This window comes from Arthrobacter livingstonensis (genome assembly GCF_003219815.1).
In the GTDB taxonomy this organism is placed as follows: Bacteria; Actinomycetota; Actinomycetes; order Actinomycetales; family Micrococcaceae; genus Specibacter; species Specibacter livingstonensis.
The window spans coordinates 24,532-51,146 of record NZ_QJVD01000015.1 but is presented as its reverse complement, the minus strand read 5'-3'; the positions used below and the strand labels follow the sequence as shown (position 1 = coordinate 51,146).

Sequence of the window (26,615 nt, the reverse complement as noted above, 5' to 3'; positions counted from 1 at the left end):
GGAAAATGTAGCTGCAGTGTTCCAAGCGCGGGCTGGTGTCCGCACTGAATCGCAAGCGAGAGGTGGGGACATGCCAGGGAAAAAGAACCCAAGCCTAAAAGATCCCGAACTGTACGAGGAATTGCGGGACGACGGCGCGTCCAAGGAAAAGGCCGCCAGGATCTCCAATGCCGCCGCCAAGAAGGGGCGCGAATCCGTTGGCCGAAAGGGCGGTAAGGCCGGATCCTATGACGACTGGACCGTGGACCACTTGCGCGCCAAGGCCAAGGAGATCGGACTGAAAGGATATTCCGGTCAGCGCAAGCAGGAGTTGATTGATTCCCTGCGCAATTCATAGCCGGCAGTTCAGGGCCCTGCGCAGTTCATGGTGTGCCAGCGGCACCGCAACCACTGCGTGCCCGAAGCTGGAATTTCGCCGGATCAAATATGTCTGATCAAATATGTTGGGAGAGCCAAATGACAGCGTCAAATGCGGAACCGGTGGAGATTTCCACGCGGCTGCGGCCGGGGGAGTGGACCCAGCAGAGCCTTGAGGAAGTGACTGGTTCATACCAGGACAAGCTTAGGGTAATGGGATCCCCGGAAGCCGAGATCACCACGGAAGTGAGCCGGCCCAACGACGGATCGGCCGGCGTGCGCTTCAGCTGGGAACGCGGTGGCGCATTCACCACTGATAGCCAGAATCAAAGCCAACAGTCCGAGGACCCCAACGCCAGGGGTGGCGGCGAAGACATCCCGCGAGGCGAGCCGGGCGAGGACTCTCAGGAACTGGGCGCAGTGCTCGGTGACGCCGACCGGTCCGCCATTGACGAGCCACCCGCCTCGCAGCGCTAATTGGTTTGTGCGACGTCACCAGCGATGTTGACGCGCACCAATCACTGAGGGATCGGTCATTGAAGGATCAATCACTGAAGGCAGTTGCTGCCGGCATCACGTGCCGGCGGTGACTGCCTTCAGTGCGTCCAGCGTCTCCGTGACTATCTGCGGGAATCCGCGCGTGTTGTCCTCGGCGATCCAAGTCTGAAAGGCGATGTGGAACACCGAGATGCAGGAGCTCGCCGTCAGGCTGGCCGTGGGTTCGGAAATATTGCGGTCCCGCAAGGCGGTGCCGACCGCTTCCGAGAGGCGGGCCATTTTGGACTGCTCACGTTCCGCAAGTGCGGGGTTGGCGCTGATGACGCGATGGCGCTCCAGGGACCAGGGGCGGCGATCCTCAAATACACCAGAAACCGCGTGGAGTGCGGCGGCAGCCATTTCAAACGGTGCCGTGCCCTCGGGAGCCTGCGCCACGGAAGAGACAAATAATTCCAGCAGCGCCTCCTGGCCGAAGAACAGGACCTCCCGCTTGTCGGCAAAGTGGCGGAAGAAGGTGCGTTCTGTAAGTCCGGCCCGTTCGGCGATCTCCGCCACGGTGGTTTGCTCGAAACCGTGCTCCACATAAAGCTCCATCGCTGCCCGCTGAAGCCGTCCGCGGGCATCGGGTTCCCATCTACTCATGGATTGATTCTATCTGATGACAGCGACTGACATTAGATGTATTGTTGATGTCAGTGACTGACATCAACGTTTTCTGCGCATGCGGTGCAGTGAGCGGCCAGCCCCAACGGGAGGTTTATCTCATGCGAGTTTTTGTAACCGGAGCTTCAGGCTGGGTCGGCTCTGCCGTCACCGCCGAACTCACTTCTGCAGGCCACACGGTAGTCGGGCTCGCGCGGTCGGACGCCTCAGCGAAAGCCATTAGGGCCGCCGGCGCTGAAGTTCAGCGCGGGGAAATCACCGACCTTGACAGCCTGCGTGCGGGCGCCGAGGGGGCTGATGGCATCATTCACACCGCCTTCAACCACGATTTCAGCCGGCACAACGACGCCGCAGCTGATGACGCCGCTGCCGTCCAGCTTTTCGGGGACCTGCTGGAAGGCACCGGCCGGCCGCTGGTGGCCGCCTCGGGGCTCTTGGGTTCGGCCGCGGTTGAAACCGACCGGCCGGATCCAGCGTCAAACTGGTCCCCGCGCCTTCAAACGGAACGCAATTTGCTCAGTTTCAAGGACCGGGGGATTCGTTCGTCCGCCGTGCGGCTGTCACCGAGCGTGCATGGCGACGGCGACCACGGATTCATGGCGGTACTTGTTGGCGTTGCCCGGGAGAAGGCCATCTCGGGTTACGTGGGCGACGGCAGCAACGTGTGGCCGGCCGTGCACCGCCTCGACGCCGCGCACTTGTTCCGCCTGGCGCTGGAGAACGCTCCCGCGGGAACGGTGTTGCACGCCGTGGGCGATGAAGAGGTGCCCTTGCGCCAGATTGCCGAGGTCATGGGCCGCCACCTCAATGTTCCCGTTCAGAGCGTTGACCCTGCGGACGCCGCTGACCACTTTGGCTTCCTTGGTCCCATCCTGAGCCTGGGCGGCCGCTCCTCCAGCGTCATCACCCGTGAGTTGTTTGGCTGGGAGCCGACTCACCCGGGCCTTATCGAGGACCTGGAGGCGGGGCACTACTTCCGCACCGCTTAAGCGGCGGGTGTACGCCGCCGGGCCAGTGGCTTATGGCCCGGCGGCATTGCCGGCAGTGATGGACGGTGTTTCCTAGTGCAGGTGATTGGACCAGTCGCCGGGGACGCGTGGGGCGGGCCCGGGCGCCGTTTGGTTGCGCGGTCGATGTGCCGGCGGCGGCAACTCGGGTCCGTCGACGTAGGCGGAAGTGTCGTAGTTCCAAAACCAGTCTTCGCCCGGCTCAAAGCTGCACATGATTGGGTGCCCCGTTGATTGTGCGTGGGCCGTCGCATGCTGGCCGGGTGAGGAGTCACAGCATCCGATGTGCCCGCATTGGGTGCAGCGTCGCAGGTGCAGCCACCATCCGCCGCCGGCCTCGCATTCAGCACAGCCTGTTCCGGCGGGTGGAACTGAAACGTCTATTCCCGGTACTGTCTCCATGGGGTCATCTCCTATGATTTTGTTCGCCCGTCCTGCGAGGCGGCTTCAGAAGGTTCGACGCCGGTCCCCTCCTCCCGCCGTGCGGGATCCGTTGCGTCCGTGGCCGCCGCCGTGTCCGGCATCTCGTCCTCTGGCATGGGTGCGCCGTACCCGCCCTCGTGAATGCGGGTGCCCGGTGAATGCTCCTGCCTGCCCATCAATTTCCTCCTCGGATTCGCTCCCGCGTGACCGCTGCGAAGAACCCGCATTTCCCGTTCGTCAAAGTGCTACTAAAACTGTAGCCACCGCCGAACCGCCCGTGAAGCCCGCCAGACATTTTGGACCATGTTCTTCATTCCCCCCGTTGCAGTGGGTTCGGAGCAGGCGCCGCCCAGTTAGGCTCGGATCATGATGCTCACGCCCTGCTCCGACGTCTCGGACGCGGACTGGCTCACAGCTGCCGAGCTCCCTTGCCAGCAGCTGGTTTCGTTCGGTCCGTCCGCCTTTCCCGCCCATTCGCGGGTGCGGTTCCTGCCCGACCCCGCTTATGAGTGCCTAAGCGAAAACGATGCCGATGCCGAAGGCGTCCTGTCGGAGACCGGGGTGCTTCAGGCAGTCCTGACCGTGCTGGCGTCGCATACCAGCACGCAGGTGGATTGCCACTTCGCCTTTTGGGACGGTTGGGCGCAGGAGCTGGACGGACCGAGGGTGGCGGTGCCGAACCGTTCGTATTTTCTGTTCCATGGCAGTGTCGCCGAGCCCCTCGAATGGGATATTCCGAGCAGCGGCCGGCCCTCACCGCGGCAGTGGACCCCGGACCCCGCATTTGTCTGGGCCGCCGATCATGCCTGGTGCGTGGCCAACGACGTCGACCCGCACTGGGCCGGGATCGGGGCCGGCGTCGGGGCCATCAACGGGCTTCTGGCGGATCCGCGCCTGGACGTTGTTGTGGCCGATCCCGCCGGGGAACAGCCAAGTTACCGGTGACGGTTCAGTCCCCGCTTCATGTCATTGACGCCGCACTGCAGTGATGGTTCCGTTCCGGTCCCAGGTGGCACTGGGGAGGCCTGCCACCGTAAGGCCGTTCAGCGCCCAGGTGGCTGCACGGGAACCTGCCCGTGGACTCCAGGGCGGCGGCGCCCTCGTCCAGTTCGGCGGCAATGCCCTGGAACACATGCGGCACGCCTGAGGCATGCAGCCCGCGGTAGGCGGCAACGGCGTCGGCCCCATCAGCCAACACCTCGACGACGGGAACGCCGCCCAGACTGCCGCGGGACGTGCGCACACCTGACGGCAGGGACGGGCAGCCATCAGCGCATCCAGCAGCGGGCGCTGTTCGGCGAGGGTTGCGCCCAGGTCCAGCGGTCCCTCGCGCGGCAGCTGCTTCACCGCTTCCGCCTACGCCCGGCTCAAGCCGCGCCGCCGTTCGCGTAGAGGACCTGTCCGTTGACCCAGCGGAGCGGGCCGGCAAGGGCTGCGACGACGTCGGCGATGTCGCCGGGGGCGCCCAGGCGCCCCATGGGGTTCAGGCCGGCAATGGTGTCGATGAGCTGCTGCGGCTTGCCTTCGCGGAACAGCGGAGTGTCGGTGGGGCCAGGGGCGACAGTGTTGACCGTGACGTCGCGGCCGCGCAGCTCGCGCGCCAGGATTAAGGTGAGCGCCTCCACCGCGCCCTTTGACATCGCATACGCAGCATAGCCAGGCGACTGCAGCCGGGTGATGCTCGTGGAGAAAAGCACAACCGCCCCGCCCGGACGCACGCGGCGCGCCGCCTGTTGGGCGACGACGGCGGTGCCGCGCACGTTGGTGCGCTGGACCTGGTCGAACACGTCGAGGTCCAGCTCGGCGAGCGGCGCGAGCGGCATGATGCCAGCGGTGTGCACGACGACGTCGACCCCGCCGAACGCTTCCTCCGCCGCATCGAACAATGCCCCCATGGCGGCCCCGTCCGCAACGTCCCCGCCAACGGCGATGGACCGGCCGCCCGCGGCGCGGATCGTCTCGGCCACTTCCTCGGCCCGCCGTCGGTTCCCGCTGTAATGGGCCACGACAGCCACGCCGTCGGATGCGAGGCGTTCGGCGACGGCGCGCCCAATGCCTCCGGATGCGCCGGTCACGATCGCGCTGCGGATCTGCTGTTCTTCCATTACGTCTCCTAAATGCACAAGTTGTACACTAGTGAGACTATGCCATAATGGACAACATGTCCATAAAAAGTGTATCCAGTGCCGCCCTGCCGGAACGGCGCGGCCGCGGCCGCAGGCCGGCCGCCGAGGTCAGGGGGAGGGTGGTAGACGCCGCGGCCACCCTGCTGTTCGAGCAGGGGCTGGGGGCGGTGACGTTCGACAAGGTTGCTGCGCTCGCAGCTTCCAGCAAGACGACCCTGTACAAGTGGTGGCCCAGCGCCGGTGCCTTGGCGGCCGAGGCCTACTTCGCCCGCGTCGAGCACAGCCTTGAGTTCCCCGATACGGGCGGCATCGAGGCGGACCTGCGCACGCAGCTGCGCGCCTTCGTCCACCTCATGACGGAGGAGGGCGCCGGCACGGTCATTGTGGAGCTGATTGGCGCCGCGCAGACTGATCCGGCCCTGCGGGCGGCCTTCTCGGCCGCATATTCCCGGCCGCGGCGGGACCTGGCAATCGCGGCGCTCCAGCGCGCCCGGGACCGCGGCCAGCTCCGCGATGGATTCTCCCTGGACGTCATCGTCGACCAGCTGTGGGGCGCCTGCTATCACCGCCTCCTCATCCCCGACGAGCCGCTGACGCTCGAATTCGCCGACGAGCTGGTCCGCAACGCCCTGCACGGGGCCGTGCCGGGGCGGGACTGACCAGGGGTGCCGCGTTGTCCGGGCCTTGCCCCGGCTGGGGACCGCGCCGGTCGCCTGACCTTGGACCAAGACGGCTAAGTGTCTCCTTAAAGCCCCTTCACCCGCAGGACCCGGTCTGCCCGGTGTGCCATGGCTTCGATGAGCCTGGCGTTGTCCTCGTCGGATCCAAGGGCCCACAAGCGTGCGTCTTCGGCGGACTTGCCGTAGTCCATGTGGCGGGTGATGAGCCAGTGGTGCCTGCGGTCCTGTTCGGGGTCGAGGAACCAGGATTCCGTAAGGCACTCTCGGGCTGACGGCCACGCGCCCGCCTCGGCAAGCAGGTAGTTTCCTTCGGTCACCACGAGGGGCACGTCAGCCGTTACGGGGATGCTGCCGGCAATGGGCTCTTCGAGGTCCCTGTTGAAACTGGGGGCGTAGATTATTTCGCCGGACTTTTGTTCGCGAATTCGTTGGAGCAGCTTGGCATATCCCGCATCGTCGAAGGTCTCGATGGCGCCCTTGACCTGGCGGAGACCATTCGCAAGCAGCACTGCATTCGCCAGGTGAAAGCCGTCCATGGGCACCAGAACGGCCTTGTCGGGACCCAGGCTGTCCACGATCCGGGTGCCGACAGTGGATTTTCCGGCGCCGGGGGCACCCGTGATGCCAAGGATGACCCTGCCGCCTCCAGCGGCGAGGGCGCCGGCGCTGCTGATTAGATCGTCAAGGTGGACCGGGGTGGTCATGGTCATTCCGTTCTCAGATGGTCAGGAGGCCATTCGCCGGCAAGTGAATCCAGCCATTCCCGGGTGCCGGGACTGGCACACTTCAGTGCCGCGATGTGGCCCGCAAATCTTAGTGATGCCGCAGGGTCGGGCCCCCGCCCGGCAATAGTGTGAAACGCTCGAGCAAAACTATATGCTCCATGGAAGAAATCGCCCGCACCCAGCGTGTCCACGGCGTGGAACTGTTCAACATCGACGCTTCCTTCGCCGAGACGGGTCTTCCACTGCACGGGGAAGGGCCCGTTCGTCACGGCGGCAAGCTCCGCGCCCTGGTCCAGGATCCACGGCAGCGGCCCACCATGGCCATCGGGGACGGCAAAGTCGGACGAGCAGATGACGTCCGTTGAAAGTGGGACAAGTTCCGCCATGACCTGCTTCCACCGGCCCGCATCAACCACGCGCGGGATGCCCAAATCATTGCCCCAGCGGGCGGCGGCGAGCGTCAGGTCCGGATGGTGGCCGTCAAGATGAATGACGTCGGCGCGGCCGAGGGAGTCCAGCACGGCACGAATTTCCCGGTCGTGCGGCGGGAGGGAGTGCGCCAAATTGCCTTTTTGGCCGAGCGCGTCGGTCGAAACGATCTGCCGGTCGCCCGTGCCGTCATCGATGGTGATGGTGGAGACAGCTGGTTGGTACTGGGCCCCGGCGAGGTCGGCAACGTTCACGCCGCGGGATTGAAGATCCTCGCGGATCACCGTGGAGATGCTCCCGTGGCCCAGCCGGGTCACCAAGGTTGCCTTGCCGCCGAGCCTGGAAAAGACGACGGCGGCGTTGAGTGCCGGGCCGCCACCCGCCACGTCCTGCCGCAATGCCGTGGCCTTGGCGTTGCGGCCCGGAAATTCCCGGACCCGTTGGATGATGTCCAGGGTCGACAACCCCACAAAGATGCCCTGGGGCCGGCCTGCGGGCCGATCAGGCGCCACCGCCGCGCTCCTCCTCGGTCGGCTCCAAGGCGCCAGTCATCAACGCAACAACCTCGGCCATGCTCCGGACCTTGGGGTCCACGACCGCCGCGCGCTTGCCCAGGCGGTGCACATGGATCCGGTCGGCAACCTCGAAGACGTGCGGCATGTCGTGGCTGATGAGGATCACGGGCAGGCCGCGTTCCCGGATCTGGCGGATGAGGTCCATGACCATCCCCGATTCCTTGACGCCGAGGGCTGCGGTGGGCTCGTCCATGATGATGACGCGTTTGCCGAAGGCCGCGGACCGGACCACCGCCACCCCTTGCCGCTGACCGCCCGACAGGGTTTCAACAGCCTGGGTTGCCGACTTGACGCCGATCTTCAGATCGGAAAGGTGGCGCATCGATTCAGACCGCATGTGGGGCTTGTCGAGTTGGCGCAACACGGTGCCCATGAAGCCCTTCTTGCGCACCTCGCGGCCAAGAAAAACGTTGCTGGCAATGTCCAGGGCCGGGATTACGGCCAGATCCTGGTACACCGTCTCGATGCCGCGGTGCCGGGCATCTAGCGTCGTCTTGAACCGGACCGTTTCGCCGTCCATCTTGATCTCGCCGGAATCGGGCACGAGTGCCCCGGAGAGCGCTTTGATCAGGCTGGACTTTCCGGCTCCGTTGTCGCCGATGACGGCAAGCACTTCGCCGGCGCGCAACTCAAATTCAGCACCGTTGATCGCGGTGACCGAGCCGTAGCGCTTGACCAGGTTGTGCGCTTCGAGCACGACTGTCTCCAAGTTGGTCATTGCGTCCTCCTGCGGGCAATCTGGTCAAAGGCAACGGCAAGGATGACCAGCACGCCGGTGGCGATGTTTTGGTAGAGGTTGTCGACGCCGATGAGGGTCAGGCCGTTGCGCAGAACACCCACAATCAACGTCCCGATCAGCGTTCCCACGACCGATCCACGGCCGCCAAAGAGGCTGGTCCCGCCAATGACGACGGCGGTGATCGTGTCCAGGTTGGCCGTTTGATATGCGTTGGGGTCCGCGTTCGGGATGCGGCCCAGTGCCGCCCAGGCCGCGATCATGGCGATCACCCCGGTCATGATGTACACCATGAGAAGGGTCCGGTTGATCTTGATGCCGGTGAAGCGGGCCGCCGTCGGATTGCCGCCCACGGCATACACGTGCTGGCCGCCCGCGGTCTGCCTTAAAACGTAGAAGCAGACAATGTAGACAATGACCAGCACCCCGACGCCCAGGGTAGTGCGCCACGCGCCGACACCGAAGTCCTGGCCGAAGAAGGTCAGAAGCGGGGAGGTCACCGGGTAGGTGGCGGAACCGGCATACAGCTGGCTGGCGGCGGCCACCGCCGTGAAGGTTCCCAATGTCACGATGAAGGGCGGCAGGCGGAGGAACGACACCAGGGAGCCGTTGACCGCCCCGATGGCGACGCAGACCACCAGGGCGATGAGCAGTGCACCCACCCCGCCTGCACTTTCAACGGTCTTGGCCATCACGATGGTTCCAAGAACGGCGATTGCACCGATGGAAAGGTCAATGCCTGCCGTAAGGATCACGATTGTCTGGGCCACGGCCAGGATGCCGATCACAATCGACTGCTGGCCAATCAAGGACAAATTGTAGGGAGTGAGGAATCGGGGCGACCCAATGGAGAACACGATGACGGCGAGGATGAGTGCAGCCAGGGGCCCAACGAGGGGCTGCCGTGCAACCCACGTCCAGTCCCGGTGGGACCGGGGAGGCGCGGGGCTGATGGAGTCGGTGGTGGTAGTAGTCATGAATTACCTTCCTTGTGCCTATCCCCAGCAGTTCTGCAAGCCCCAAGCCGTGTCCTTGGAGTCAAGTCCGGTGACAGGCTGGTCGGTGATCAGCTGTGCCCCGGTGTCATTGAAGCCACTCGGCTTGGTGCCGTCCTGGGCGAACTTGACCACCGCGTCCACTCCCAGCTGGGCCATCTTGGCAGGGAACTGCATGACGGTCGCGCCGATCTTGCCTGCCTTGACGTTCTGCACGCCGGTGCAGCTGCCGTCGATCGATGCCATGGTGATCTGCTTGGTCTTGCCGGCAGCGGAAATTGCCTGGAATCCGCCTGCAGCGGCTGGCTCATTGATCGTGTAAACCGCATTGGCATCGGGAACGCGCTGAAGCAGGTTTTCCATGGCAGTCTGGGCCTTGGTCTGGTCGCCGTTGGTGTTCTCCATGCCTGCGATCTCCGAGGATCCGGCAGCAATGCCCATGCCCTCCAGGAAGCCGTTGTGGCGGAAGTCGTCCACCGTGCCGCCGGGGGTGCCGTCAAGCATCAGCAGCTTGGGCGTCTTGCTGCCCAGCGTGCCCTTGACCCACTTGCCTTGGAACACTCCGGCCTGCTTGTTGTCCGTGGCAAACGTTGCGTCCACCGCGTTGGCGGGGTCCGTTGCGGTATCCAGCGCAATAACGACGACGCCGGCATCCCGGGCCTGCTTGATTGCGGAAAGAATGCCAGTGGAAGAGTTGGGCGTGATCAGGATGCCCTTGACTCCCTGGCTGACCAGGTTCTCAATCGCGGTCACCTGGCCTTCGTTGTCGCCGTCGAACTTGCCGGCGAGGGCAATCAGATCGGCGCCCTTCTTGGCTGCTTCCGCCTTGGCCGCCTCGCGCAACTTCACAAAGTATGGGTTCGTGTCTGTCTTGGTGATGAGGCCAACCTTGACGTTGGCCGTTCCGCCGCTGTTTGTGGATCCGGAGGTCCCGGAGCCGCCGCAAGCCGTGGCGGTAAGGGCAAGGGCGCCTGCCAATACGAGGGCGGACATGGACCGTCGCATCCCGGCGCGGTGGGTGATTTTCTTGAAACTGCTGGTGTTCGTCATCTGGACTCCTTCGACCAGTGAGGCAGGGGTCTGCCGTCGAGTGGCTCCACTGTAAGCCCCTCGCAAACGCTTGCGCAAGCGTTTGAATTAAAATAATGTGAGTGGTGCCACATACTGAGCAACGCCAATTTCAGGAGGATCCTTGGGTACCATGGCCGATGTCGCCCGGGAGGCCGGAGTCTCGATCAGCACTGTCTCGCATGTGCTCAATGAGACGCGCGCGGTCAGCCCGGACACTAGGCAGCGCGTGCTGGATGCCATGGTTTCCACGCGCTTTCGGCGCAATGCGCTGGCGACGGCACTCGTCACCTCGCGCACGCACACCATCGGCCTGTCCATTTCCGCCCTGCAGAATCCGTATTTCGCCAATCTGGTCCACAGCATCGAGAAACGCGCATCGGCCCGCGGCTACAGCCTGGTCATGGGCGACTCGCACGACGACGAGGCGGCCGAAGCGGCGCTTCTCGGAACGCTTCTGGACCGGCGGGTTGACGGCATGATTATTGCTCCGGCCCCGCAAAGTGAAACCGCCAACATCCCACGCGTCCTCAACGACGGGACGCCGGTGGTCCTCATCGACCGGCATGCTGATGTGGACTGTGACCAGGTGGCCCCGGACAACGTCGAACCGACGCGGCTTATCACCAGACACCTGGTCGAGCGAGGGCACACCCATATCGCCGCGGTCACCGGGCTGGCGGGAATCCAGTCCACCGACGAACGGATCCGCGGATATGAATCGGCCATTTCGAGTGCCGATCCGGCCGTGAGATCGACGATGGTCGCAGGCAATTCCAAGGCCAAGGACGCCTACCGCGCGGTGCACAAAATCTTTGCCAACCCTTCCTCACGCCCCACGGCGCTTGTTGTCCTGAACAACGCCATGACCATTGGTTCCATGCAGGCGCTAAAGGACCTCGGGCTCACAGTGCCCGGCGACGTTGCCTTGGCCTGCTATGACGACTTTGAGTGGGCCGATGTCTTCGAACCTCAGCTCACCGCGATCGAACAGGACGTCAAGACGATGGGCAGAACCGCCGTCGACCTCTTGATTGACAGGATCGACGGACAAACCGGCCCACGCCAAGTCCTCCGTACGGAGACCATCTACCACCACCGGAATTCCTGCGGCTGCACCGACTGATCAAGGAGCCTGCCATGCCAATTGCCACCCCCGACGAATACGCGCAGATGCTGGACACCGCCAAGACGGAGCATTTTGCCTACCCGGCAATCAACGTCACATCGTCACAGACCCTCAACGTAGCCCTGCGCGGCTTCGCCGAGGCGGAGAGCGACGGAATCATCCAGGTGTCGGTGGGCACCGCGCAGTATCTCGCGGGGGCCGCGCGGAACCGGGCTGCGGGGTCGCTGGCCCTGGCGGCCTACGCCCATGAGGTGGCCAGGTACTACAAGGTTAAAATCGCCCTGCACACGGACCATTGCCCTGAAGCCAATCTCGATGACTGGGTCCTGCCACTGCTGGAACATTCCATCCAGCGGGTTCAAGGTGGACAACTGCCGCTCTACCAATCCCACATGTGGGACGGTTCGGCCCTCCCGCTGGGAAAAAACCTGCAGATCGCCCGCCGCCTGCTGGGGCTCTCGCAGCAGGCGCGGACCATTCTGGAGGTTGAGGTGGGCGTGGTGGGAGGCGAAGAGGACGGCATTGTCGGTTCCGTGGACGAGAAGCTGTACACGACCGTTGGCGATGCCGGCCGGCTCGTTGAGGCACTCGGAACGGGTGGCAACGGCCGGTATCTGTCCGCGCTGACGTTTGGAAACGTCCATGGCGCGTACAAGCCGGGGAAGGTGAAGCTCCGCCCGGCCCTCCTGGGCGAGATCCAGGCGGCACTCTCACAACAAACAGGCGTTGACCGGCCGCTGGACCTGGTGTTCCACGGCGGCTCCGGCTCAACGCCCCAGGAAATCAGCGACGCTGTGGGCCACGGCGTCGTGAAGATGAACATCGACACCGACACCCAATACGCGTTCACCCGGTCCATTGCCGGCTACATGCTGTCTCGTTACGACGAAGTCCTAAAGGTTGACGGGGAAGTGGGCTTGAAAAAGTCCTACGACCCGAGGTCCTGGGGCACGCCGGCCGAGCAGTCCATGGCGGACCGCGTCGTTGAAGCCGCACACCAACTTGGCTCGGCAGGCCGGCTCCTGACATAACCCCCGTGGTCGAGTCCCGGGAGATCCGGTGATCGAGCGTATCAGGACGGGTAGCCGGGCCCGGGGGCTCGACAGGCCGGATCACCCCTGCCGCCCGCGGCCGTGATGTTCAGTCTCCCGTGTCGGGACGGCCATGGTGGTAGTAATTGCGGAGCTTGGTTCGGGTGGGGTCGAGCTTGAAGCAGGGCGTAAACCAGGGCACGCCATTGATGAGTTCAACGCCCCAAAAGCCTCGATGGACCGCATGGTGGTGCACTTCACAAAGCAACGCCGCATTTGAAATGTTGGTCTCGCCGCCGTCCGCCCAGGGGGTGATGTGGTGGGCGTCGGTGGTCATGGCTGTCCTGGTGCAGTGGGGGAAGGAGCAGCCCTTGTCGCGGGCGATGAGGATTTTTCGTTGGGCGTTGGTGAATAGCCGCTGTGTGCGGCCGACGTTGAGGATGTCCTGTCCGTTGCCCAGGATCATGGTGGTGACGTCCGCGTCGCAGAGTTCTGTGCTGAAGAGGGCCAGGGGTTGGGGTCCGCTGTAGGGCAGGAAGGCGATGCCGCCGGGTTGGCCGCACTTGGTGCGGCGCTGGAGCTCGGTTTCGGTGGTGGAGATGAACAGCTGGGGTTTTAGCCCGCCGTTCATGGGGAGCTTGCCGGTGCGGGCGGCGAGCTTGATGCCTTCGATGGTGCCGTCGAGGAGCTTTTGGGCGCGGGTGCGCCGGTCTGCCACGACCGGGTTGGTGCAGGCGGGGTCGATCGGGTCCAGTCCGGGAAGTTCCTCGTCGGAGCCGGGCTCCGGCACCTGGATCCCGTTGACCAGGTGTGGCCACGGCGCCGGAGTTTCCCCGACGCCTGGGTTGTCGGCAATGTCGGGCTCCGGCGGTCGGGCTTGGGCTGTTCGGCTTTCCTGGGCGGGCGGTTCTGCTGGTGCCGGCGTTTGTGTTTCAGCCCGTGGCCCCTGGGCCCAGTCGGGGATCGGGCCCTGGCCCGGCGGCGGCCACCGTCCCCCACTTCCGCCCGGTTCTTCCTCGGCCTGGTCGCCGGTCCCGTCTTGGTCGCGGAGCCGGTCCGGGTCGCCGGGCCCGTCCTGACTTGCAAGGTCATCGCCCGGGGTAAGGAAGCCATCCAAGTCCATCTGCCCGGGAATCGCGTCATCCCCGGCGCGGGTCGAACCCGTTCCGGCATTGATGCCGCCACCGGAGCCTTTCGTTGTTGCTGTGTCTTCACCGCCGGTGTTGACCAGGTTGAGGTCGGAATTGAGATCGGTGCGTTGCCTGGGGTTTGCTGCCGAACCGGTCCCAGCCATCCAGACCTCGTACTGGGGCACGGTGGCCCAACCCTCGAAATGGACCAGGCCGCGGCGTGGCTGGCGGAAAGTGATGCCCTGCTTGGCCACCAGTTCCCCTTCAGTGGGTTGTTGCCCGTCGGGGTCCAGGGTGTTCACCGTACGCAAGCCGACCCGGGCCAGGGAGTCCGGGTCCATGGTGCGGGCGTAGCCGGTCAGGGTTTCCTCAACCTTACAAGCCGTTTCATCGGTGATCCGGCCGGCGTCGGCCAGGTGGCGGGCCTCCTCGGTGTAGCGCGAGGCAGTCAGGGCGCGCTCGGCGGAGAGTTCCCCGCCAAAAAATGCTGCCGCTGTCACCGGCTGCGCCGCGGGGGCCGTCACCATGGTCGCCTCGTCCGTGGCAGGCAGGAACCGCTCGGCCAGGCGCAGCCGCCGCGCCGCTTCGCTCCGGCCCAGCTTCAGGCTCGTGCCCAACAGGTCTCCAGGGAGCTTGACACCGTCAAAACGTCCCGCCCGCACCCGCCCCGCCAGGTTCCCGGCTATCTGGACCTGCAAAGCGGCCAGGAATCCGCCCAGATGCTCCAGCTCCTGCGCCCAGGACACGGCCTGCGCATCGCTGAGGGAGTCAACGTCCATGCCCAGCGGGGCTGTGGGACGCCCGTCGGCAATGGGCGGGCACGCATCCCGCGAAGCTGCCCCGGAAGCCTCGCCGGACGCGGTGAACGCGGTCGGGCCGGCACCCGAAGTGCCCGAGCCGGGGGTGGCGGTGGTGGAAGCCGCTTTGGCAGAGCGGGTGAGGGCCTCGGCCAGGGTGATCAGCCGGCGGACACGCACGCCAGCGCCCCTTCCCTCCTGTGTGGAACCGGGATTTCCCGGCATCCGTGCCGTTGCTTCCATACCCTCAACACTACGGCCTGCCACTGACAAAGTTTGATGATTGTTCGAATATGTGTACGAGTTCGGAGATGGACCTTCCTGTGGAGGGAGAAACGGCCAAATTGCTCCGTTCGAGGCCTCGTCCACCGGTCGCGGCAAGCTCGATCAGCCGCCGGCACCCAACGCTGGGGCCACCCCACAGGCAGGCGACTACTTGCACGTCAATGGTCGGAACCGCGCCGGAACCGCGCCGGAACCGCGCCGGAATCCAGGCGCTGGTATTCTCGAGTGGCTAAGCGAAAGGACACCACCATGGTTGACGGCAACGACGCCCTAAAGGGCCTGCTCATGCACGGATTAGGCGCCAGCGGCGAACAGGTGGCAGGCGTTTTCCGCAGCGCCCTGAATGCGGCCGCGGGCCTTCCCGGGGCCACCATCGAAATTGTCATCCAGGGCCCGGCCGTCACCGCGCTGGGCGCCGACGGCGGATTGGCCGGTCGGGTTGGTGAGGTCCTGCAACGCGGCGTTGCGGTCCTCGCCTGTGAAAACAGCATGCGGTCCGCGGCCGTGGACCGCGACAGCCTCCTGCCCGGAGTCACACCGGTCCCGTCCGCCGTCGTCCATCTCGCACAACGGCAGTGGGACGGCTGGGCCTACGTCCGCCTGTAGTGAGCCACGGCCCTTCGGGTCACACACCCGGCCTGCGGGCCCCGTTCGCCTCGCGGACGACCGCCCAGGCATCCGCCACCGGACCGATGTGCCCGAGCTTGTCGGGGTTGATGACGATACGGATCGCCTGGAGCTTCCCGTTGAGGACGTCAAGGGCCCAGGTGTTGAGCACCTTGTTGTCCCTGTCGCGGAAGATGGCGCCTGGCTGGCCGTTGACCGCGTGTTGCTCCACAGTCCCTCCAACCTCGATGAACAATGAGAATATCGAGGTAAGCGTCCGGGCAACCTTCCCTGCGCCAGAGATTCCCTTGCCCCTTGGGGAGCCTTGCCGCCGCTGTCACTGACCAACTGCACCTCAGCGGCGAGCAGTTCCTGCAGGCCTGCCAGATCGCCGTCCCGGAGTGCATCGAAGAAGCGGGCCGCCAGGGTGTCCCGTACCTTCCGGTCCGCGTCAAAGCGGGGCCGTTCGGCCTCCATGTGGCGCCGCGCCCGGACCGCGAGTGGGCGGCACGCGGCCTCGGATCTCTCAACCGTCGCGGCTATCTCGGGGAAGTCGAACGCGAACACCTCGCGCAGCACGAAGACTGCCCGCTCAAGCTGGCTGAGCCGCTCGAGCAGCAGCAGGGCCGCCATCGACACCGAATCGGCCAGCTCCTCCGCCCGGGCAGGATCGTCGTAGGGGTCGTTGACCAGCGGCTCGGGGAACCATTGCCCCACGTATGTCTCGCGCCGCACGCGGGCCGAGCGCAGGACGTCGATGGAGATCCGGGTGACCGCGGCCGAGAGGAAGGCCTTGACCGACGTCGGCAGCGTCGAGGAGGCGTCAAAGCGCAGCCACGTCTCCTGAACAGCGTCCTCGGCCTCGCCCACACTGCCCAGGATCCGGTAGGAGATCGCGAACAGCAGCGGACGCAGCGCCTCGAACTCCTGGACCCGGCTCACGCCAGCTCGTCCTTGAAGCCCTGGCGCCACGACGGGTAGCGCAGTTCCCAGCCGAGTTCGCGCTTCGCCTTGGCGTTGGAGAAGCCGCGCCCCTCGGTCATCATAACCGCCATGTCCCCGGCCAGCAGCCTGGCCAGCCAGGCGGGGAGCCGCATGGGCCGTTTCGCGCCCGCACACTGCGCCAGATAAGGCAGCCACTCGCCGGCCGGGGGCCGGCTCGTCGTCGACGATGTTGAACACGCCCTGGGCCCGCTGTTCCACCGCCAGCACGGTGGCGCCCGCCGCATCGTCGAGATGCACCCACGAGTTGTAGCCGGTGCCGCCCCCGACGAGCGGATACTGCCGCTTGCGCACAAGCGTGACCTGGTCCTCGATGGCGCCGGGCCCGTACAGGCTGCCGTACCGCAGCACCGTGCCGCCAGCCTTAACCATCACATCCTCGAGGTGGTGGATCGCGTCCCTCACCCCGGGCGCGCCGGCCAGGTCCGGGTCCAGAGGGTCCTCCCCGGTGTTGACCCATCCGCCCGTGCGGACTGCGTTGAAGGCGCCAAAGCCCTGCGCCACTACGTGGGACACGCCGGCCGCCTCCGCTGCGGCGAGCAGGTGGTCCGTCCCTTCGGTGCGCAGCCGGTTGGTGGCGGCGAAGAACCGGTCGGGATGCCTCAAGTCGGGCTTTCCCGCATGTGCTGCGGAGAGCCCCGTCATCTGGTGCACAATCACGTCGGGCCGAGCCCTGGCGACCGCTTCGCCAACCGACACAGCATCCAGCCCGTCCATCACCACCGCCTCGGCGCCCAACTGTTGCAGCAACGCCAACTTGTCCGACGACGTCGTCGTCGCCGTGACCTGGTGGCCCCGGGCCAGAAGCTGCGGCACCAGCCGCCGCCCCACAACCCCGGTCCCGCCTGCCAAGAAAACCCGCATGACCATCACCTTCCTAACTTTAGAGACTGTTATAAAGCTAAGACGAGACAGCCCCGCCATCTGTGACATGGTGCCGGCCCTACCGGACCCCTTCGAATGAGGCCTACCATGATCTTGCTGCAAGGCCGCAGTGGGCCGCTCCGCCGGATCACTGCCGTTACATGTGTCGGGCCGAAGCCGGCGGCCTGCACCGTACTGCATCGAAGGAGATCAATTGGCTGACGCAGGCGACGCACAACAGGCCGGGAACGAGTCCCTCAAGGCGATGGTCGAGCGCAGCCGGTTCGGAGTGGACGGGCGGCGCAGGCCTCCGGAGACGGATGAAAACCGCCCGCCGATTTCCAGCGGTGAGCTGAGCCGCGGCCCCACCGAGCTTGTTGAGGACCGCAACCCCCGGGTCAACTGGCGCGTCTTTATCATCTCTGCCGTCATCATTCTCGCCTTCTCCGTCTGGGCCATGGCCATGCCAGCCCAGGCCAGGGACATCATGCATTCGGTCGTCACGTGGATCGCCACGAACCTCGGCTGGTACTACGTCCTCACCATCACCCTGGTCATCGTGTTTGTCCTGTGGGTGGCGCTCTCCAAGGAGGGCAGTGTCCGCCTGGGCCCCGACCATTCACGGCCCCAGTACAACCTCTTCACCTGGGTGGCGATGCTCTTCGCCGCCGGCGTGGGGATCGACATGCTCTTCTTCTCGGTGACTGGTCCAATCACCCAGTTTGTTTCACCTCCCTCCGGCACGCCCGAATCCGCCGCAGCCGCCCAGGACGCGGTTGTCTGGACCATGTTCCACTACGGCATTGCCGGTTGGTCCATCTATGCGCTCCTTGGCATGGCCATGGGGTATTTCGCGTACCGCTGGGGCATGCCGCTGTCCATCAGGGCCGCACTGTACCCGCTGCTGGGCAAGCGGGTGCGCGGGGCCACCGGCGACGTGATCGACATCTTTGCGCTCGTCGGCACCGTTTTCGGCGTGGCAACCTCGATGGGGATCGGCGTCATCTTGCTCAACGTCGGCATCGCCTGGCTCTTCGGCCTCCAGGAAGGGCTGGCACTGCAGATCTCCCTCGTGGCGGTCGACGTGATCATGACCGTGGCGGCCTGCACCTCCGGCGTGGACAAGGGCATCCGGTTGATCTCCGAGCTCAACCTCTGGGCCGCCGGGGCCATGATGCTCTACATCCTCGTCACCGGAAACACGTCCTTTTTGCTCAATGCCATGGTGGAGAACATCGGCCGTTTCATCGTTACGTTCCCCGAACGGACCCTGCAGACCTTCGCCTATGAATCCGGCGGCGCAGAATGGATGGCCGGCTGGACACTGTTCTTCTGGGCGTTTTGGCTGGCGTGGGGGCCGTTCGTGGGGCTCTTCCTGGCGCGCATCTCCCGGGGCCGGACGCTGCGCGAGTTCGTCATCGCGGCCATCACGGCACCGGTGCTCTGCGACTTCTTCATCGTCTCGATCTTCGGCAACAGCGCCCTCCGCGAGGTCCTGAACGGCAACAGGGCCTTTGCCGAGGAGGCCATCAAGAGCCCCGAACACGGCTGGTATTCGCTCCTGGAAATGTTCCCCGGTGCGCCCTTCCTCATTGGGCTGGCCACGCTGTCCGGCCTGCTGTTCTACCTCACCAGCGCCAACTCGGGGGCGATGGTGATGTCCAACTTCTCCTCCTCAATCCCGGACCCGTCAGTGGACGGGGCGAAGTGGCTGCGCATCTTCTGGGCCTTGGTCACCGCGGTCCTCACGGTGGCGATGCTCGTGGCCGGCGGGGTGACGACAATGGAGTACGCGACGCTCATTTTCGCCCTTCCGGTGACGATCATCGCCTACCTCGTCATGGCTTCCTTCTCGAAGGTGCTGCGAATGGAACGGGCGGAGCGTGAGGGGCAGGTGATGCGCAGGCGCTCGGTTGCCATGCACGGCGGCCAGACCCCGGAGAAGACCTGGCGCCAGCGGCTGGCGCGCATTCGCTCCTATCCGTCAAACAATGCCGTGGCGCAGTTCGTCGAGCGAATTGTGCAGCCGGCGCTCCAGGACGTGGCCAACGAGTTCAACGAGCTGGGCTACAACGCCGGGCTCACCACCGCGCCCAACGCCGAGACGGGCATTGATGAGCACACGCTCGTGGTCAACATGGAGGACCACCGCAATTTCCAGTACCAGGTGGCCGCGGTGGAGGCGCCGGTGCCCATGTTTGGCGGCCGCAGCATGTCCCGGGAGATTGACGTGTACTACCGCCTGGAGGTCTTCACGCAGACCGGCACGGAGGGCTACGACCTCATGGGACTGAGCCAGCAGCAGGTCATCAACGACGTCCTGGACCGGTACGAGGCGCATCTTTCATTCCTCAAGTACTCCAGCGACCATGACTACGCCTCGATGATCACGCCCCATGTGCCGCCGACGGAATCCCTGCCGAAGGTGCCCGAAACGGACGACGACGTCGAGCGCACCGAGGGGTAATCCCCGCGGGCGGTCGAAACGCAGGGACCCTGGCTGCCGGATCCACCACGTGGGAATCGTTGAATGTCTTGTCCGGTTTGGTTTCGCTGCTCACTGCGAGCTCCTTTTGGTGGGATGTCAAGGGAAATCCCTGAGGCGGCTTAGGAATGCGGCCAGCCGGTGTAGGACTCGGCCAGGTACTGCTGTCCGTACCGGGAGGAGGCAACGGTGTCGAGTTCGCCGAGCGCACGGCGGGCCATGAAGGGGTCGGCGTTCACCGGCGTGTGCAGCATGGAAGTCATCCAGTAGGAGAAGTTCTGCGCCTTCCATACGCGTCTGAGCGCCTTGTCGGAGTAGCCGCGCAGCAGGGCGTCGTTCTTGGTGGCGTAGAAAGAGTCAAGCGCCTCGAAGAGTACCAAGACGTCGGCGAAGGCCAGATTCAGGCCCTTGGCGCCTGTGGGCGGGACTGTGTGCCCGGCGTCGCCGATCAGGAACAGGCGGCCGTGGGAGAGCGGTTCGCGCACGAACGAGCGGAACTTCAGCACTGTCTTGTCAAAAATGTTTCCGGTTTTGAGCGTAAATCCGTCCGGTCCGTCGACGCGGCGCTGCAGCTCGCTCCAGATCCGGTCTTCGGACCAGTCGTCCACATTTTCGTTGGGGTCGCACTGGAAGTACATGCGCTGCACGGTCTCGCTGCGTTGGGAAATCAACGCAAAACCGTGCGGGGAGTTTGCGTAGATGAGTTCCCGGGCCGACTTTGGTGCTTTGGCGAGGATGCCGAACCAGGCAAAGGGGTACTCGATCTTGAAGTCCTGGCGGTTGGTGTCCGGAATCTGCCGGCGGCAGAAAGAGCGGGACCCGTCGGCACCGACCAGGATGTCGCAATGCACCTCTAACTCGGTGCCTGCGGCGTCGGTGAAACGGAACTTAGGGGTCTCGGTTTCCAGGTCCATGAGCGCGGTGACCTCGGAGGAGAAACGCACGTCGCCGCCGTCGCGCTTCCGGGCGGCAGCGAGGTCGACAAAGACCTCGTTTTGCGCATACAGGGTCACCGTGGCGCCCACAAGACCGGTGAAATCCAGCGGGTGGGACTCGCCATTGAAGCGCAGGTCGATGCCGCTGTGCTCGTATCCATCGGACAGCACGCGGCCCCCAACGCCCGATTCGACGAGCATTTTCACGGCCTGGGCCTCAAGGATGCCGGCGCGGTGGGTGTTGTGGATCGTCTCGTGGTCGCGCGCCTCAACGACGATGTTCTCGATGCCGTTCTTGGCAAGCAGGTGCGAGAGCATCAGGCCGGCGGGACCGCCGCCGACAATGCCAACCTTGGTCTTGAGGATGGTGCGCTGCGCAGTCATGGGGATCAGGTTCCTTCGGGCGGAGGTGTGGGGTGCCTGGAACAAGTGTGTGTGCTAGACCACCACATAAGCCCGGTAATTCTCATTGAATAAGAATAGCTGGCGGGCGGCGGGCAACGGCTTGTATTGCCTGCGTCGTTTCGGCCGGGCCGATGGCTTGACGCTCCGCTGACTTACGATGCCGGCATGGCGGGGGGTGCGGAATCGCACCACGCGGCCAGCCCGCCGCCGTGCTTGAAATGGCTCGTTACTACGCCGCCCGCAACTGTATCCCGGTACGGTCGCGTTAAGTGTTGCCCGGTTTCACGGCAGGAACACGCTCATCCTCCACCGGCCTGACGCGCCGCGGCCCGGAGGCGGCAGGTGCCGGACCGCGGGCCTGATTACCTGTCGCCGCGTTCCCCTCCCGGCGCTTCATGGGGGTCGGCAGGTCCATCTTTCCCCTTTCCGGACAGCACGGCAGCGCAGCACAATGGAAGACGAGGGGCAGCTGAAGGGAAGGAGCGGGACATGACTGAAACACAGGCAACACCCCTCGACCGCCGGTCCGTCGGGCTGTCGGCCGGTGCCGAAATCGAACCCTGGCGGGACGGCAGGCTGGCGTAAAAAGGAAGGGTGAGCCGCACCCTGCCGTCCGTGGGGATGGTTTGGATCGTGTGCGCCCGAACGGGAACGCAAAAACTGGTGGACCTGGCGGCCTCCGACATTGTCAGCTGCGCGGACGTGTGCGGACGCCGCAGCGGCGTGGAGGTGTGCGGAAGCCGGGGCAGGCGGCTGAATGCGTGCCTGGCTGCGGGCCCGCCCTTCGGAATTATGTTCAAAGGCGCGGCTGGCCTGCAACGGAAAACGACCGGACCCGCCATGGGTCCGGCCGTTTCCAGGTGGCTGGTTAGGCTGATGCGCCGCGCCCTGCGCCCCGAGCGGAATCCATCTCGGCGGTGATGGGTGAGGGCTTGAATCCCTTGAATGCCAGCCAGGCGCCGAGTGAGAACTCCCACGCCGCGACCGGCAGCGCGGAGAGTCCGGACCAGGCGGAGATCTGGTCGTTGACGCCGAGAATCGTGGCGAAGGTGGAGACGATAAGCAGCGGCGCTCCGATGAATCCCATGATGGGAAGGGCGCGCGGCACCAGGCGGGACTTGTACATCAGTGTGCCCAGCATGAGGGCGTTGGCCGCCGGCATCAGGTTTTGGGCCATGAAGAACCAGTTGTGCATCGACACCAGTGCCTGGCCGGTGGCCAAAGAGCCTGCCCCGCCGCCGGCCTGGCGCAGGGTCACCAGGGCCAGCAGGCAGACGACGCCCGCAAACATGGCTGCCGCTTCGAAGACCCGCGCTGCGACAACGCCCAGTGCGAGCCCCTCATTCTGCCGCTTGATCACCGGGAAGAGCGCCACGGCGGTGCCGATGCCGGCCAGGGCGACGATGATCTCCAGGATGCCGCCAATGATGATGGGCGCATCCGGGCCGGCGCCGGTGATGAAATTCGTCTCTGCCACCGGGCGGTAGAGGGCGAGGGTGGGGATGGAAACGAAGGTGAGCAGGTAGAGCGCGCCGGCGACCAGCGAGGTCTTCCTGCTTGAGCTCATCGGGGCGCGTCCTGTTGCCGTGGTGTGGTCGGTGATGGTCATGATGGTTGTCTCCTCATTGGATTGAGCACTGCAAGAATTGGATACTGCAAGGTTGGGTGGCGCCGGTCAGGGTGTGGTGGCGGGTGCCGGTGGATGGTCGGGGTTGACCGGCTTGACCGGCTTGACCGGCTTGACCGGCTTGACCGGCTTGACCGGCTTGACCGGGGTGAGCGAGACGAGCGGCAGCCCGGCGTCGCGCACTTTTTGCAGCAGTCCGTGAAGGGCGGCCTGGTCGGCAACGCGGCCGCGGATCGCCGTGGTGCCGTCGCTGTTGTTGGTGAGCGTCAGGCCGTCAAACCAGGCTGACCAGCGGGGATCAAGGTGGCCCTGAAGGCGAATTTCGTACCATCCGGCGTCGTGGCGGGCGGCTGGTTTCGGCTTGCCCATGATGCTCCTTTCGCCGTGGCGGGCGGCTGGATCGGTGCCAAGGTGGTTGGCATTCCCTGATGTGATCCAAATGTAGGAGCAGTGATGATGAGCGGGCATCACCATTTATGGTGATTGACGTGGTGGTTCTGCTGCGCTCCGTTCACCGCTTTCGAGTGCGACGGCGGCCTGCCGGGACTTGCGCTATCCCTTGCGTGAGAGCAGATTCAGTTCGCCGGCGCGCCGGAGCGCGGCCTGCCGGCTGTTGACGCCGAGCTTGGCATAGATGTGGCTGGTGTGCGTGCGCACGGTGTTCAGGGACACCATGAGCTCACGGGCAATGTTCGGGCCGTCCAGGTCCGTTGCCAGCAGCCGGAGCACGTCCAGCTCCCGTTCGCTCAATGGCTCAATCAGGCCGGTTTGAGCCGGAGCCATGAGGGCGCCCGCGGCGGCCCGGAGCCGGCGGGCGTAGGCCGGGGTCATACCTTGCTTGGCTGCCGTGCCCAGCAGGGATGCCATGGGGGCTCCCTCGTTGGCGAAGAGGCGGACGTAACCCTCCGGCTCGGCCAGCGCCAGCGCCCGCTGCAGGGAAGCGAGCGCTGCCGGGATGTCGCCGCCTGCCCGCTGCGCCAGCGAGCGCAGCACCAGGATTTCCATGGTGCTTCCCGTCCTCCGCCCTGCGTCCGCTGCCGCCAGGAGTCGTTCGAGAAGCGCAGCTGCATCGTCCAGGGCACCGGGCGTCCCTTCCGTGGCATGGCGGGCAAGGAGCAGCCTGGCCAAGGTGATGTGCTCGAATTCGCGCAGGTAGCTCGGCTCGTCATCGGCCGTGATGCCGACCTCGCGAACCCAGCCAAACGCCTCGCCCAGCAGGCCCTGGCCGGCCAGGACCCGCGCCCTCAGGGCAGGGATCGGCCGCACCTGCGGGAAGAAGTCGCTGATGTACACCCGGCCGGCTTCATCGAGCAGTTCAAGGGCGCCGCGCGGATCACCCTCGGCAGCCCTGATTCCGGCCATTGCCACCTGCCAGCGGTACGGGTTCTGCGGCAGGCCCAGGTGCTCGCCCAGCTCCCGGCTCCGCTGCAGTTCCGCTGTGGCTGCCGGGATGTCGTTGCGCTCAAGGTGGATTCCGCTCATGGCAACGTGCAGGTCCGCCGTTCCCCGCAGGACCAAGCCGTCCGGCCCCGACGCGTCCTCCATCGCCTGCCGGCAGGTGCGCATGGCATCGCTGAGGCGGCCTTGTGCCAGGCTGAGGTCGGTCAGCGCGACCGTGCACCCGAAGGTGTCCGCAATGTGGCCTGCCCGCTGCAGACCTGCCACGCACGTCTGGTAACCCCGGATGCCGGATTCCAAGTCGCCGCCGGTCCAGGCCGCGAGGCCCAACAGGCCCGATGCTGCGGCCCGGCCAAGGTGGTCGTCCAGGGGCGATGCGTCGAGGGCCCGGCTTGCGTGCCGTGCCGCGCCGGTCAGGTTGCCCCGCGTCAGGGCCAGGGCGGCGCGGTAGAGGTCAATGGCTGCCGGGAGGCGGTGGAATTCCTCCTCATCCACCACCACCATGGCCGGAGCCGGCGGACGTCCCTTGCTGCCTCCTGCCGCCGGGCCCAGCCACCGCTCGGCGTCCAGCAGCCGTTCCTCGACACCGGTGGTCTCGCCGGCAGCGAGCAATGCCCCGGCCATGCTGACGCTGAGGACGGGACGGGTACCGAACAATTCCTCCGGGAGCAGCTTGAGCCAGGACAGCAGGGAGGACTCGCTTCTGCTCCGGCGCATGGCCGGCACCGCGCGTTCCATTAGATCGGCCGCCCGTTCGAAATCCTCCGCTGCCAGGGCATGGAGGATTGCCGGGGCGGCTTCGCCGTTCTGCTCCCACCAAATGCTGGCCCTCCCGTGCAGCTGGGGAAGCTGGTCACGGTGTTCATCGAGCAGGCGTGCCCGCAAAACGTCGGCAAAGAGCTGGTGGTAGCGGTACCAGGTGCGGTGGGCATCCAGAGGTGTCAGGAACAGATTGCCTCGTTCCAGTGCGTCGAGCGTGGCCTGGCCCCCGGCCTGGCCGGTGACGGCGTCGCACAGGGGGCCGCCCAACCGCTCGAGGATGGAGGTCTGCAGCAAAAAGTCCCGGACGTCCCCGGGCAGGCCGCGCAGCACCTCTTCGGCGAGATAGTCGACGACGTAGCGGTCGTCCCCGGTGAAACCGGCGATGAACCCCGCCGCGTCCTCCCGCCCCTGGAGGGACAGCGCCGCCAGCTGAAGTGCGGCGATCCAGCCCTCCGTCCGCCCATCCAATGCTGCAATGTCGGCGGCGGCCAGTGTCAGGCCCATGACTTCGTTGAGATACTCCGCAGTTTCCCCGGGGGTGAAACGGAGGTCTGCCGCGCGGACCTCCACCAGGGCGCCGCGCCCGCGCAGGCGCGCGAGCGGCAGCGCGGGGTCTGCACGGCCGGCCACCACCACGTGGAATTGCGGCGGCAGGTTTTGGACCAGGAAGTCCATCCCTTCCTGCACGGACTGGGAGTGGATGACGTGGTAGTCGTCGAGCACCAGCACCAACTCGTCCGTGCTGGACGCCACGTCGTTGAGCAGCAGGGAAAGCAAGGACTCGATGGGCGGCGCCGGCGGCTGAAGCAGCGGCAGTGCCGTCGCGCCGATGCCGGGTGCTGCCCGCCCCAGCGCGGTGATCAGGTACGTCCAGAACACGACTGGATCGTTGTCGCGCGGGTCAAGCGAGAGCCACGCGGCGGGCCGTTCGTGTTCGGGACGGCTGGCAAGCCACTCCGTGAGCACCGTCGTCTTGCCAAATCCTGCCGGAGCCGAAACGAGCGTCAGGGCCGTTTCGCCGGCGCGGTCCAGGCGTTCGCGCAGTCTCGGGCGCGCCACCAGGGAGCGCCGCCGCCTCGGGACGATCAGCTTCGTCTCAAGCAGCGGGGCTGCCACGGCCGGTGTCCTTTGGTATCCACCGGGCGAGGGCCTCAAGGATGACGTTGAGCCCGATGTCGAATTCGTCGCCGAAGTCGTAGCCGGGCTGGAGCACGTGCTCGGCGGCGATCTCAACGAGGTGGGGGTAGTCGCCGGCGGAGAACAGTTCCACGATGGGTTCGGTGACCTCGGACGCCGTGTCGGCTCCGTTGAACGGGAGCGCGGCCTCCTGCAGGGCGAAGCCGTAAATGTAGCTGTCGAGCAGTGCATAGGCATGGGCCGTCAGCGCCACGGACAGTCCGGCGTTTCGGAGCACACCCAGGGTCGCATCATGGTGGCGCAGGGTCGCCGGCCCGGGCGCCGACCGGGACTCCAGCAGTCCGATCGCCCACGGGTGGCGTTGCAGCGCCTGACGGACAGAGCTGGCACGGCGCCGCATTTCCGACTGCCAGTGGCCATCGGTGGAGGGCATGTCGATCTCGCCAAAGACCATGTCGATGATGGCATCGAGGATTTCCCCCTTGTTGGCGACGTAGTAGTAGAGCGACATGGGCTTGACGTCCAGGGCCCGGGCCAGTGAGCGCATGGTCAGCGCGGCGATGCCGGACCCGTCGGCAATGGTGACGGCGGATTGGAGCACCCGTTCGCGGCTCAGTGGTACGCGGTCCAGGGCTGCCTCAGGAATTTCTTCTGCCGTCATGGGCCCAGACTATCGCATTTTCGTACACTGTACGTTATGCTCTCTTACTAAGTAAGGCTGGGAATTGCCGGAACCACCA

General features: G+C 65.6%; 25 protein-coding genes. 8 read left to right on the top strand and 17 right to left on the bottom strand.

Annotation, left to right across the window (positions count from 1 at the left end):
* Positions 1-70: 70 nt before the first annotated feature.
* The gene (locus tag CVV68_RS14090; RefSeq protein ID WP_110501638.1) at positions 71-337 is read left to right on the top strand and encodes a DUF7218 family protein; all 267 of its coding nucleotides are present in this window, start codon (positions 71-73) and stop codon (positions 335-337) included.
* A gap of 119 nt (positions 338-456) precedes the next feature.
* On the top strand, positions 457-834 hold the full coding sequence (locus tag CVV68_RS23935) for a hypothetical protein (protein ID WP_211320853.1): 378 nt from the start codon (positions 457-459) through the stop codon (positions 832-834).
* 96 nt (positions 835-930) lie between these two features.
* Here the strand turns inward: CVV68_RS23935 and CVV68_RS14080 are convergent, their stop codons facing one another.
* Positions 931-1,497 (bottom strand): TetR/AcrR family transcriptional regulator, encoded by a 567-nt coding sequence (locus CVV68_RS14080; protein ID WP_110501637.1) that lies wholly within the window; start codon positions 1,495-1,497, stop codon positions 931-933.
* 122 nt (positions 1,498-1,619) lie between these two features.
* Between CVV68_RS14080 and CVV68_RS14075 the strand changes: the two genes are divergently transcribed.
* Positions 1,620-2,507: an SDR family oxidoreductase gene (locus CVV68_RS14075; protein ID WP_110501636.1), complete on the top strand. Its 888-nt coding sequence runs from the start codon at positions 1,620-1,622 to the stop codon at positions 2,505-2,507.
* 72 nt (positions 2,508-2,579) lie between these two features.
* On the opposite strand, the gene CVV68_RS14070 is transcribed toward CVV68_RS14075, so the two are convergent.
* A complete protein-coding gene (locus tag CVV68_RS14070; RefSeq protein ID WP_110501635.1) occupies positions 2,580-2,927 on the bottom strand; it encodes a UBP-type zinc finger domain-containing protein in 348 nt (115 codons plus the stop codon).
* A gap of 11 nt (positions 2,928-2,938) precedes the next feature.
* A complete protein-coding gene (locus CVV68_RS14065; RefSeq protein WP_110501634.1) occupies positions 2,939-3,124 on the bottom strand; it encodes a hypothetical protein in 186 nt (61 codons plus the stop codon).
* Between the two features lie 190 nt (positions 3,125-3,314).
* Here CVV68_RS14065 and CVV68_RS23930 point away from each other — a divergent pair, with 190 nt between their 5' ends.
* Positions 3,315-3,893 (top strand): hypothetical protein, encoded by a 579-nt coding sequence (locus CVV68_RS23930; RefSeq protein ID WP_211320852.1) that lies wholly within the window; start codon positions 3,315-3,317, stop codon positions 3,891-3,893.
* A 16-nt stretch (positions 3,894-3,909) separates the two neighbouring features.
* Here CVV68_RS23930 and CVV68_RS14055 read toward each other — a convergent pair whose 3' ends face one another.
* Both CVV68_RS14055 and CVV68_RS14050 read right to left on the bottom strand, forming a co-directional pair.
* Entirely contained in the window at positions 3,910-4,191 is a 282-nt protein-coding gene (locus CVV68_RS14055; protein WP_110501633.1) for a hypothetical protein, read from the bottom strand.
* A gap of 124 nt (positions 4,192-4,315) precedes the next feature.
* On the bottom strand, positions 4,316-5,053 hold the full coding sequence (locus CVV68_RS14050; protein ID WP_110501632.1) for an SDR family oxidoreductase: 738 nt from the start codon (positions 5,051-5,053) through the stop codon (positions 4,316-4,318).
* Between the two features lie 56 nt (positions 5,054-5,109).
* Here CVV68_RS14050 and CVV68_RS14045 point away from each other — a divergent pair, with 56 nt between their 5' ends.
* Entirely contained in the window at positions 5,110-5,733 is a 624-nt protein-coding gene (locus tag CVV68_RS14045) for a TetR/AcrR family transcriptional regulator (RefSeq protein ID WP_110501711.1), read from the top strand.
* Between the two features lie 86 nt (positions 5,734-5,819).
* On the opposite strand, the gene CVV68_RS14040 is transcribed toward CVV68_RS14045, so the two are convergent.
* Genes CVV68_RS14040 through CVV68_RS14020 form a run of 5 tightly spaced genes read right to left on the bottom strand, consistent with a single transcriptional unit; the run spans position 5,820 to position 10,264 of the window.
* Positions 5,820-6,458: a nucleoside/nucleotide kinase family protein gene (locus CVV68_RS14040; RefSeq protein ID WP_110501631.1), complete on the bottom strand. Its 639-nt coding sequence runs from the start codon at positions 6,456-6,458 to the stop codon at positions 5,820-5,822.
* A 2-nt stretch (positions 6,459-6,460) separates the two neighbouring features.
* The gene (locus CVV68_RS14035; RefSeq protein ID WP_110501630.1) at positions 6,461-7,420 is read right to left on the bottom strand and encodes a PfkB family carbohydrate kinase; all 960 of its coding nucleotides are present in this window, start codon (positions 7,418-7,420) and stop codon (positions 6,461-6,463) included.
* Positions 7,410-8,201, bottom strand: a complete 792-nt coding sequence (locus tag CVV68_RS14030) for an ATP-binding cassette domain-containing protein (RefSeq protein ID WP_110501629.1) — start codon at positions 8,199-8,201, stop codon at positions 7,410-7,412. The genes CVV68_RS14035 and CVV68_RS14030 overlap by 11 nt, the downstream gene beginning before the upstream one ends.
* Entirely contained in the window at positions 8,198-9,196 is a 999-nt protein-coding gene (locus CVV68_RS14025; RefSeq protein WP_110501628.1) for an ABC transporter permease, read from the bottom strand. The genes CVV68_RS14030 and CVV68_RS14025 overlap by 4 nt, the downstream gene beginning before the upstream one ends.
* A gap of 18 nt (positions 9,197-9,214) precedes the next feature.
* On the bottom strand, positions 9,215-10,264 hold the full coding sequence (locus tag CVV68_RS14020; protein ID WP_245933540.1) for a substrate-binding domain-containing protein: 1,050 nt from the start codon (positions 10,262-10,264) through the stop codon (positions 9,215-9,217).
* 151 nt (positions 10,265-10,415) lie between these two features.
* Between CVV68_RS14020 and CVV68_RS14015 the strand changes: the two genes are divergently transcribed.
* Together CVV68_RS14015 and fbaA are read left to right on the top strand one after the other, a co-directional pair.
* On the top strand, positions 10,416-11,408 hold the full coding sequence (locus CVV68_RS14015; RefSeq protein WP_245933539.1) for a LacI family DNA-binding transcriptional regulator: 993 nt from the start codon (positions 10,416-10,418) through the stop codon (positions 11,406-11,408).
* Between the two features lie 14 nt (positions 11,409-11,422).
* Positions 11,423-12,442, top strand: a complete 1,020-nt coding sequence (fbaA, locus tag CVV68_RS14010) for a class II fructose-bisphosphate aldolase (RefSeq protein ID WP_110501626.1) — start codon at positions 11,423-11,425, stop codon at positions 12,440-12,442.
* A 109-nt stretch (positions 12,443-12,551) separates the two neighbouring features.
* Here the strand turns inward: fbaA and CVV68_RS14005 are convergent, their stop codons facing one another.
* Positions 12,552-14,612 carry an HNH endonuclease signature motif containing protein gene (locus CVV68_RS14005; protein ID WP_110501625.1) on the bottom strand — a complete coding sequence of 687 codons (2,061 nt, stop codon included), beginning with the start codon at positions 14,610-14,612 and terminating at the stop codon, positions 12,552-12,554.
* Between the two features lie 336 nt (positions 14,613-14,948).
* On the bottom strand, positions 14,949-17,126 hold the full coding sequence (locus CVV68_RS25080; protein WP_245933538.1) for an NAD-dependent epimerase/dehydratase family protein: 2,178 nt from the start codon (positions 17,124-17,126) through the stop codon (positions 14,949-14,951).
* Between the two features lie 265 nt (positions 17,127-17,391).
* Between CVV68_RS25080 and betT the strand changes: the two genes are divergently transcribed.
* A complete protein-coding gene (gene betT / locus CVV68_RS13985; protein WP_110501709.1) occupies positions 17,392-19,593 on the top strand; it encodes a choline BCCT transporter BetT in 2,202 nt (733 codons plus the stop codon).
* Positions 19,594-19,733: 140 nt separating this feature from the next.
* Here betT and CVV68_RS13980 read toward each other — a convergent pair whose 3' ends face one another.
* The 5 genes from CVV68_RS13980 to CVV68_RS13960 all read right to left on the bottom strand — a co-directional run bounded on the left by CVV68_RS13980 (position 19,734) and on the right by CVV68_RS13960 (position 26,536).
* A complete protein-coding gene (locus CVV68_RS13980) occupies positions 19,734-20,930 on the bottom strand; it encodes a 4-hydroxybenzoate 3-monooxygenase (protein ID WP_110501623.1) in 1,197 nt (398 codons plus the stop codon).
* Positions 20,931-21,819: 889 nt separating this feature from the next.
* On the bottom strand, positions 21,820-22,560 hold the full coding sequence (locus CVV68_RS13975) for a DUF4386 domain-containing protein (RefSeq protein WP_211320850.1): 741 nt from the start codon (positions 22,558-22,560) through the stop codon (positions 21,820-21,822).
* A gap of 66 nt (positions 22,561-22,626) precedes the next feature.
* Positions 22,627-22,947 (bottom strand): DUF8691 family protein, encoded by a 321-nt coding sequence (locus tag CVV68_RS13970; RefSeq protein WP_211320849.1) that lies wholly within the window; start codon positions 22,945-22,947, stop codon positions 22,627-22,629.
* 183 nt (positions 22,948-23,130) lie between these two features.
* Positions 23,131-25,854, bottom strand: coding sequence for a winged helix-turn-helix domain-containing protein (locus CVV68_RS13965; RefSeq protein WP_110501622.1), 2,724 nt, complete (start codon positions 25,852-25,854; stop codon positions 23,131-23,133).
* On the bottom strand, positions 25,835-26,536 hold the full coding sequence (locus CVV68_RS13960) for a TetR/AcrR family transcriptional regulator C-terminal domain-containing protein (RefSeq protein WP_110501621.1): 702 nt from the start codon (positions 26,534-26,536) through the stop codon (positions 25,835-25,837). The genes CVV68_RS13965 and CVV68_RS13960 overlap by 20 nt, the downstream gene beginning before the upstream one ends.
* Between the last annotated feature and the right edge of the window lie 79 nt (positions 26,537-26,615).

What these genes read in the sequence shown, in the direction of transcription:
- CVV68_RS14070 (WP_110501635.1), bottom strand. Translation starts at nt 2,927, where the DNA reads ATGGAGACAGTACCGGGAATAGACGTTTCAGTTCCACCCGCCGGAACA.
- CVV68_RS14045 (WP_110501711.1), top strand. Translation starts at nt 5,110, where the DNA reads ATGTCCATAAAAAGTGTATCCAGTGCCGCCCTGCCGGAACGGCGCGGC.
- CVV68_RS14005 (WP_110501625.1), bottom strand. Translation starts at nt 14,612, where the DNA reads ATGGAAGCAACGGCACGGATGCCGGGAAATCCCGGTTCCACACAGGAG.
- CVV68_RS14080 (WP_110501637.1), bottom strand. Translation starts at nt 1,497, where the DNA reads ATGAGTAGATGGGAACCCGATGCCCGCGGACGGCTTCAGCGGGCAGCG.
- CVV68_RS13960 (WP_110501621.1), bottom strand. Translation starts at nt 26,536, where the DNA reads ATGACGGCAGAAGAAATTCCTGAGGCAGCCCTGGACCGCGTACCACTG.
- CVV68_RS14015 (WP_245933539.1), top strand. Translation starts at nt 10,416, where the DNA reads ATGGCCGATGTCGCCCGGGAGGCCGGAGTCTCGATCAGCACTGTCTCG.
- CVV68_RS14065 (WP_110501634.1), bottom strand. Translation starts at nt 3,124, where the DNA reads ATGGGCAGGCAGGAGCATTCACCGGGCACCCGCATTCACGAGGGCGGG.
- CVV68_RS14090 (WP_110501638.1), top strand. Translation starts at nt 71, where the DNA reads ATGCCAGGGAAAAAGAACCCAAGCCTAAAAGATCCCGAACTGTACGAG.
- CVV68_RS14020 (WP_245933540.1), bottom strand. Translation starts at nt 10,264, where the DNA reads ATGACGAACACCAGCAGTTTCAAGAAAATCACCCACCGCGCCGGGATG.
- CVV68_RS23935 (WP_211320853.1), top strand. Translation starts at nt 457, where the DNA reads ATGACAGCGTCAAATGCGGAACCGGTGGAGATTTCCACGCGGCTGCGG.
- CVV68_RS14050 (WP_110501632.1), bottom strand. Translation starts at nt 5,053, where the DNA reads ATGGAAGAACAGCAGATCCGCAGCGCGATCGTGACCGGCGCATCCGGA.
- CVV68_RS23930 (WP_211320852.1), top strand. Translation starts at nt 3,315, where the DNA reads ATGATGCTCACGCCCTGCTCCGACGTCTCGGACGCGGACTGGCTCACA.
- CVV68_RS14030 (WP_110501629.1), bottom strand. Translation starts at nt 8,201, where the DNA reads ATGACCAACTTGGAGACAGTCGTGCTCGAAGCGCACAACCTGGTCAAG.
- CVV68_RS13970 (WP_211320849.1), bottom strand. Translation starts at nt 22,947, where the DNA reads ATGGGCAAGCCGAAACCAGCCGCCCGCCACGACGCCGGATGGTACGAA.
- CVV68_RS14075 (WP_110501636.1), top strand. Translation starts at nt 1,620, where the DNA reads ATGCGAGTTTTTGTAACCGGAGCTTCAGGCTGGGTCGGCTCTGCCGTC.
- fbaA (WP_110501626.1), top strand. Translation starts at nt 11,423, where the DNA reads ATGCCAATTGCCACCCCCGACGAATACGCGCAGATGCTGGACACCGCC.
- CVV68_RS25080 (WP_245933538.1), bottom strand. Translation starts at nt 17,126, where the DNA reads ATGCGGGTTTTCTTGGCAGGCGGGACCGGGGTTGTGGGGCGGCGGCTG.
- betT (WP_110501709.1), top strand. Translation starts at nt 17,392, where the DNA reads ATGGTCGAGCGCAGCCGGTTCGGAGTGGACGGGCGGCGCAGGCCTCCG.
- CVV68_RS14025 (WP_110501628.1), bottom strand. Translation starts at nt 9,196, where the DNA reads ATGACTACTACCACCACCGACTCCATCAGCCCCGCGCCTCCCCGGTCC.
- CVV68_RS13975 (WP_211320850.1), bottom strand. Translation starts at nt 22,560, where the DNA reads ATGACCATCACCGACCACACCACGGCAACAGGACGCGCCCCGATGAGC.
- CVV68_RS13980 (WP_110501623.1), bottom strand. Translation starts at nt 20,930, where the DNA reads ATGACTGCGCAGCGCACCATCCTCAAGACCAAGGTTGGCATTGTCGGC.
- CVV68_RS14040 (WP_110501631.1), bottom strand. Translation starts at nt 6,458, where the DNA reads ATGACCACCCCGGTCCACCTTGACGATCTAATCAGCAGCGCCGGCGCC.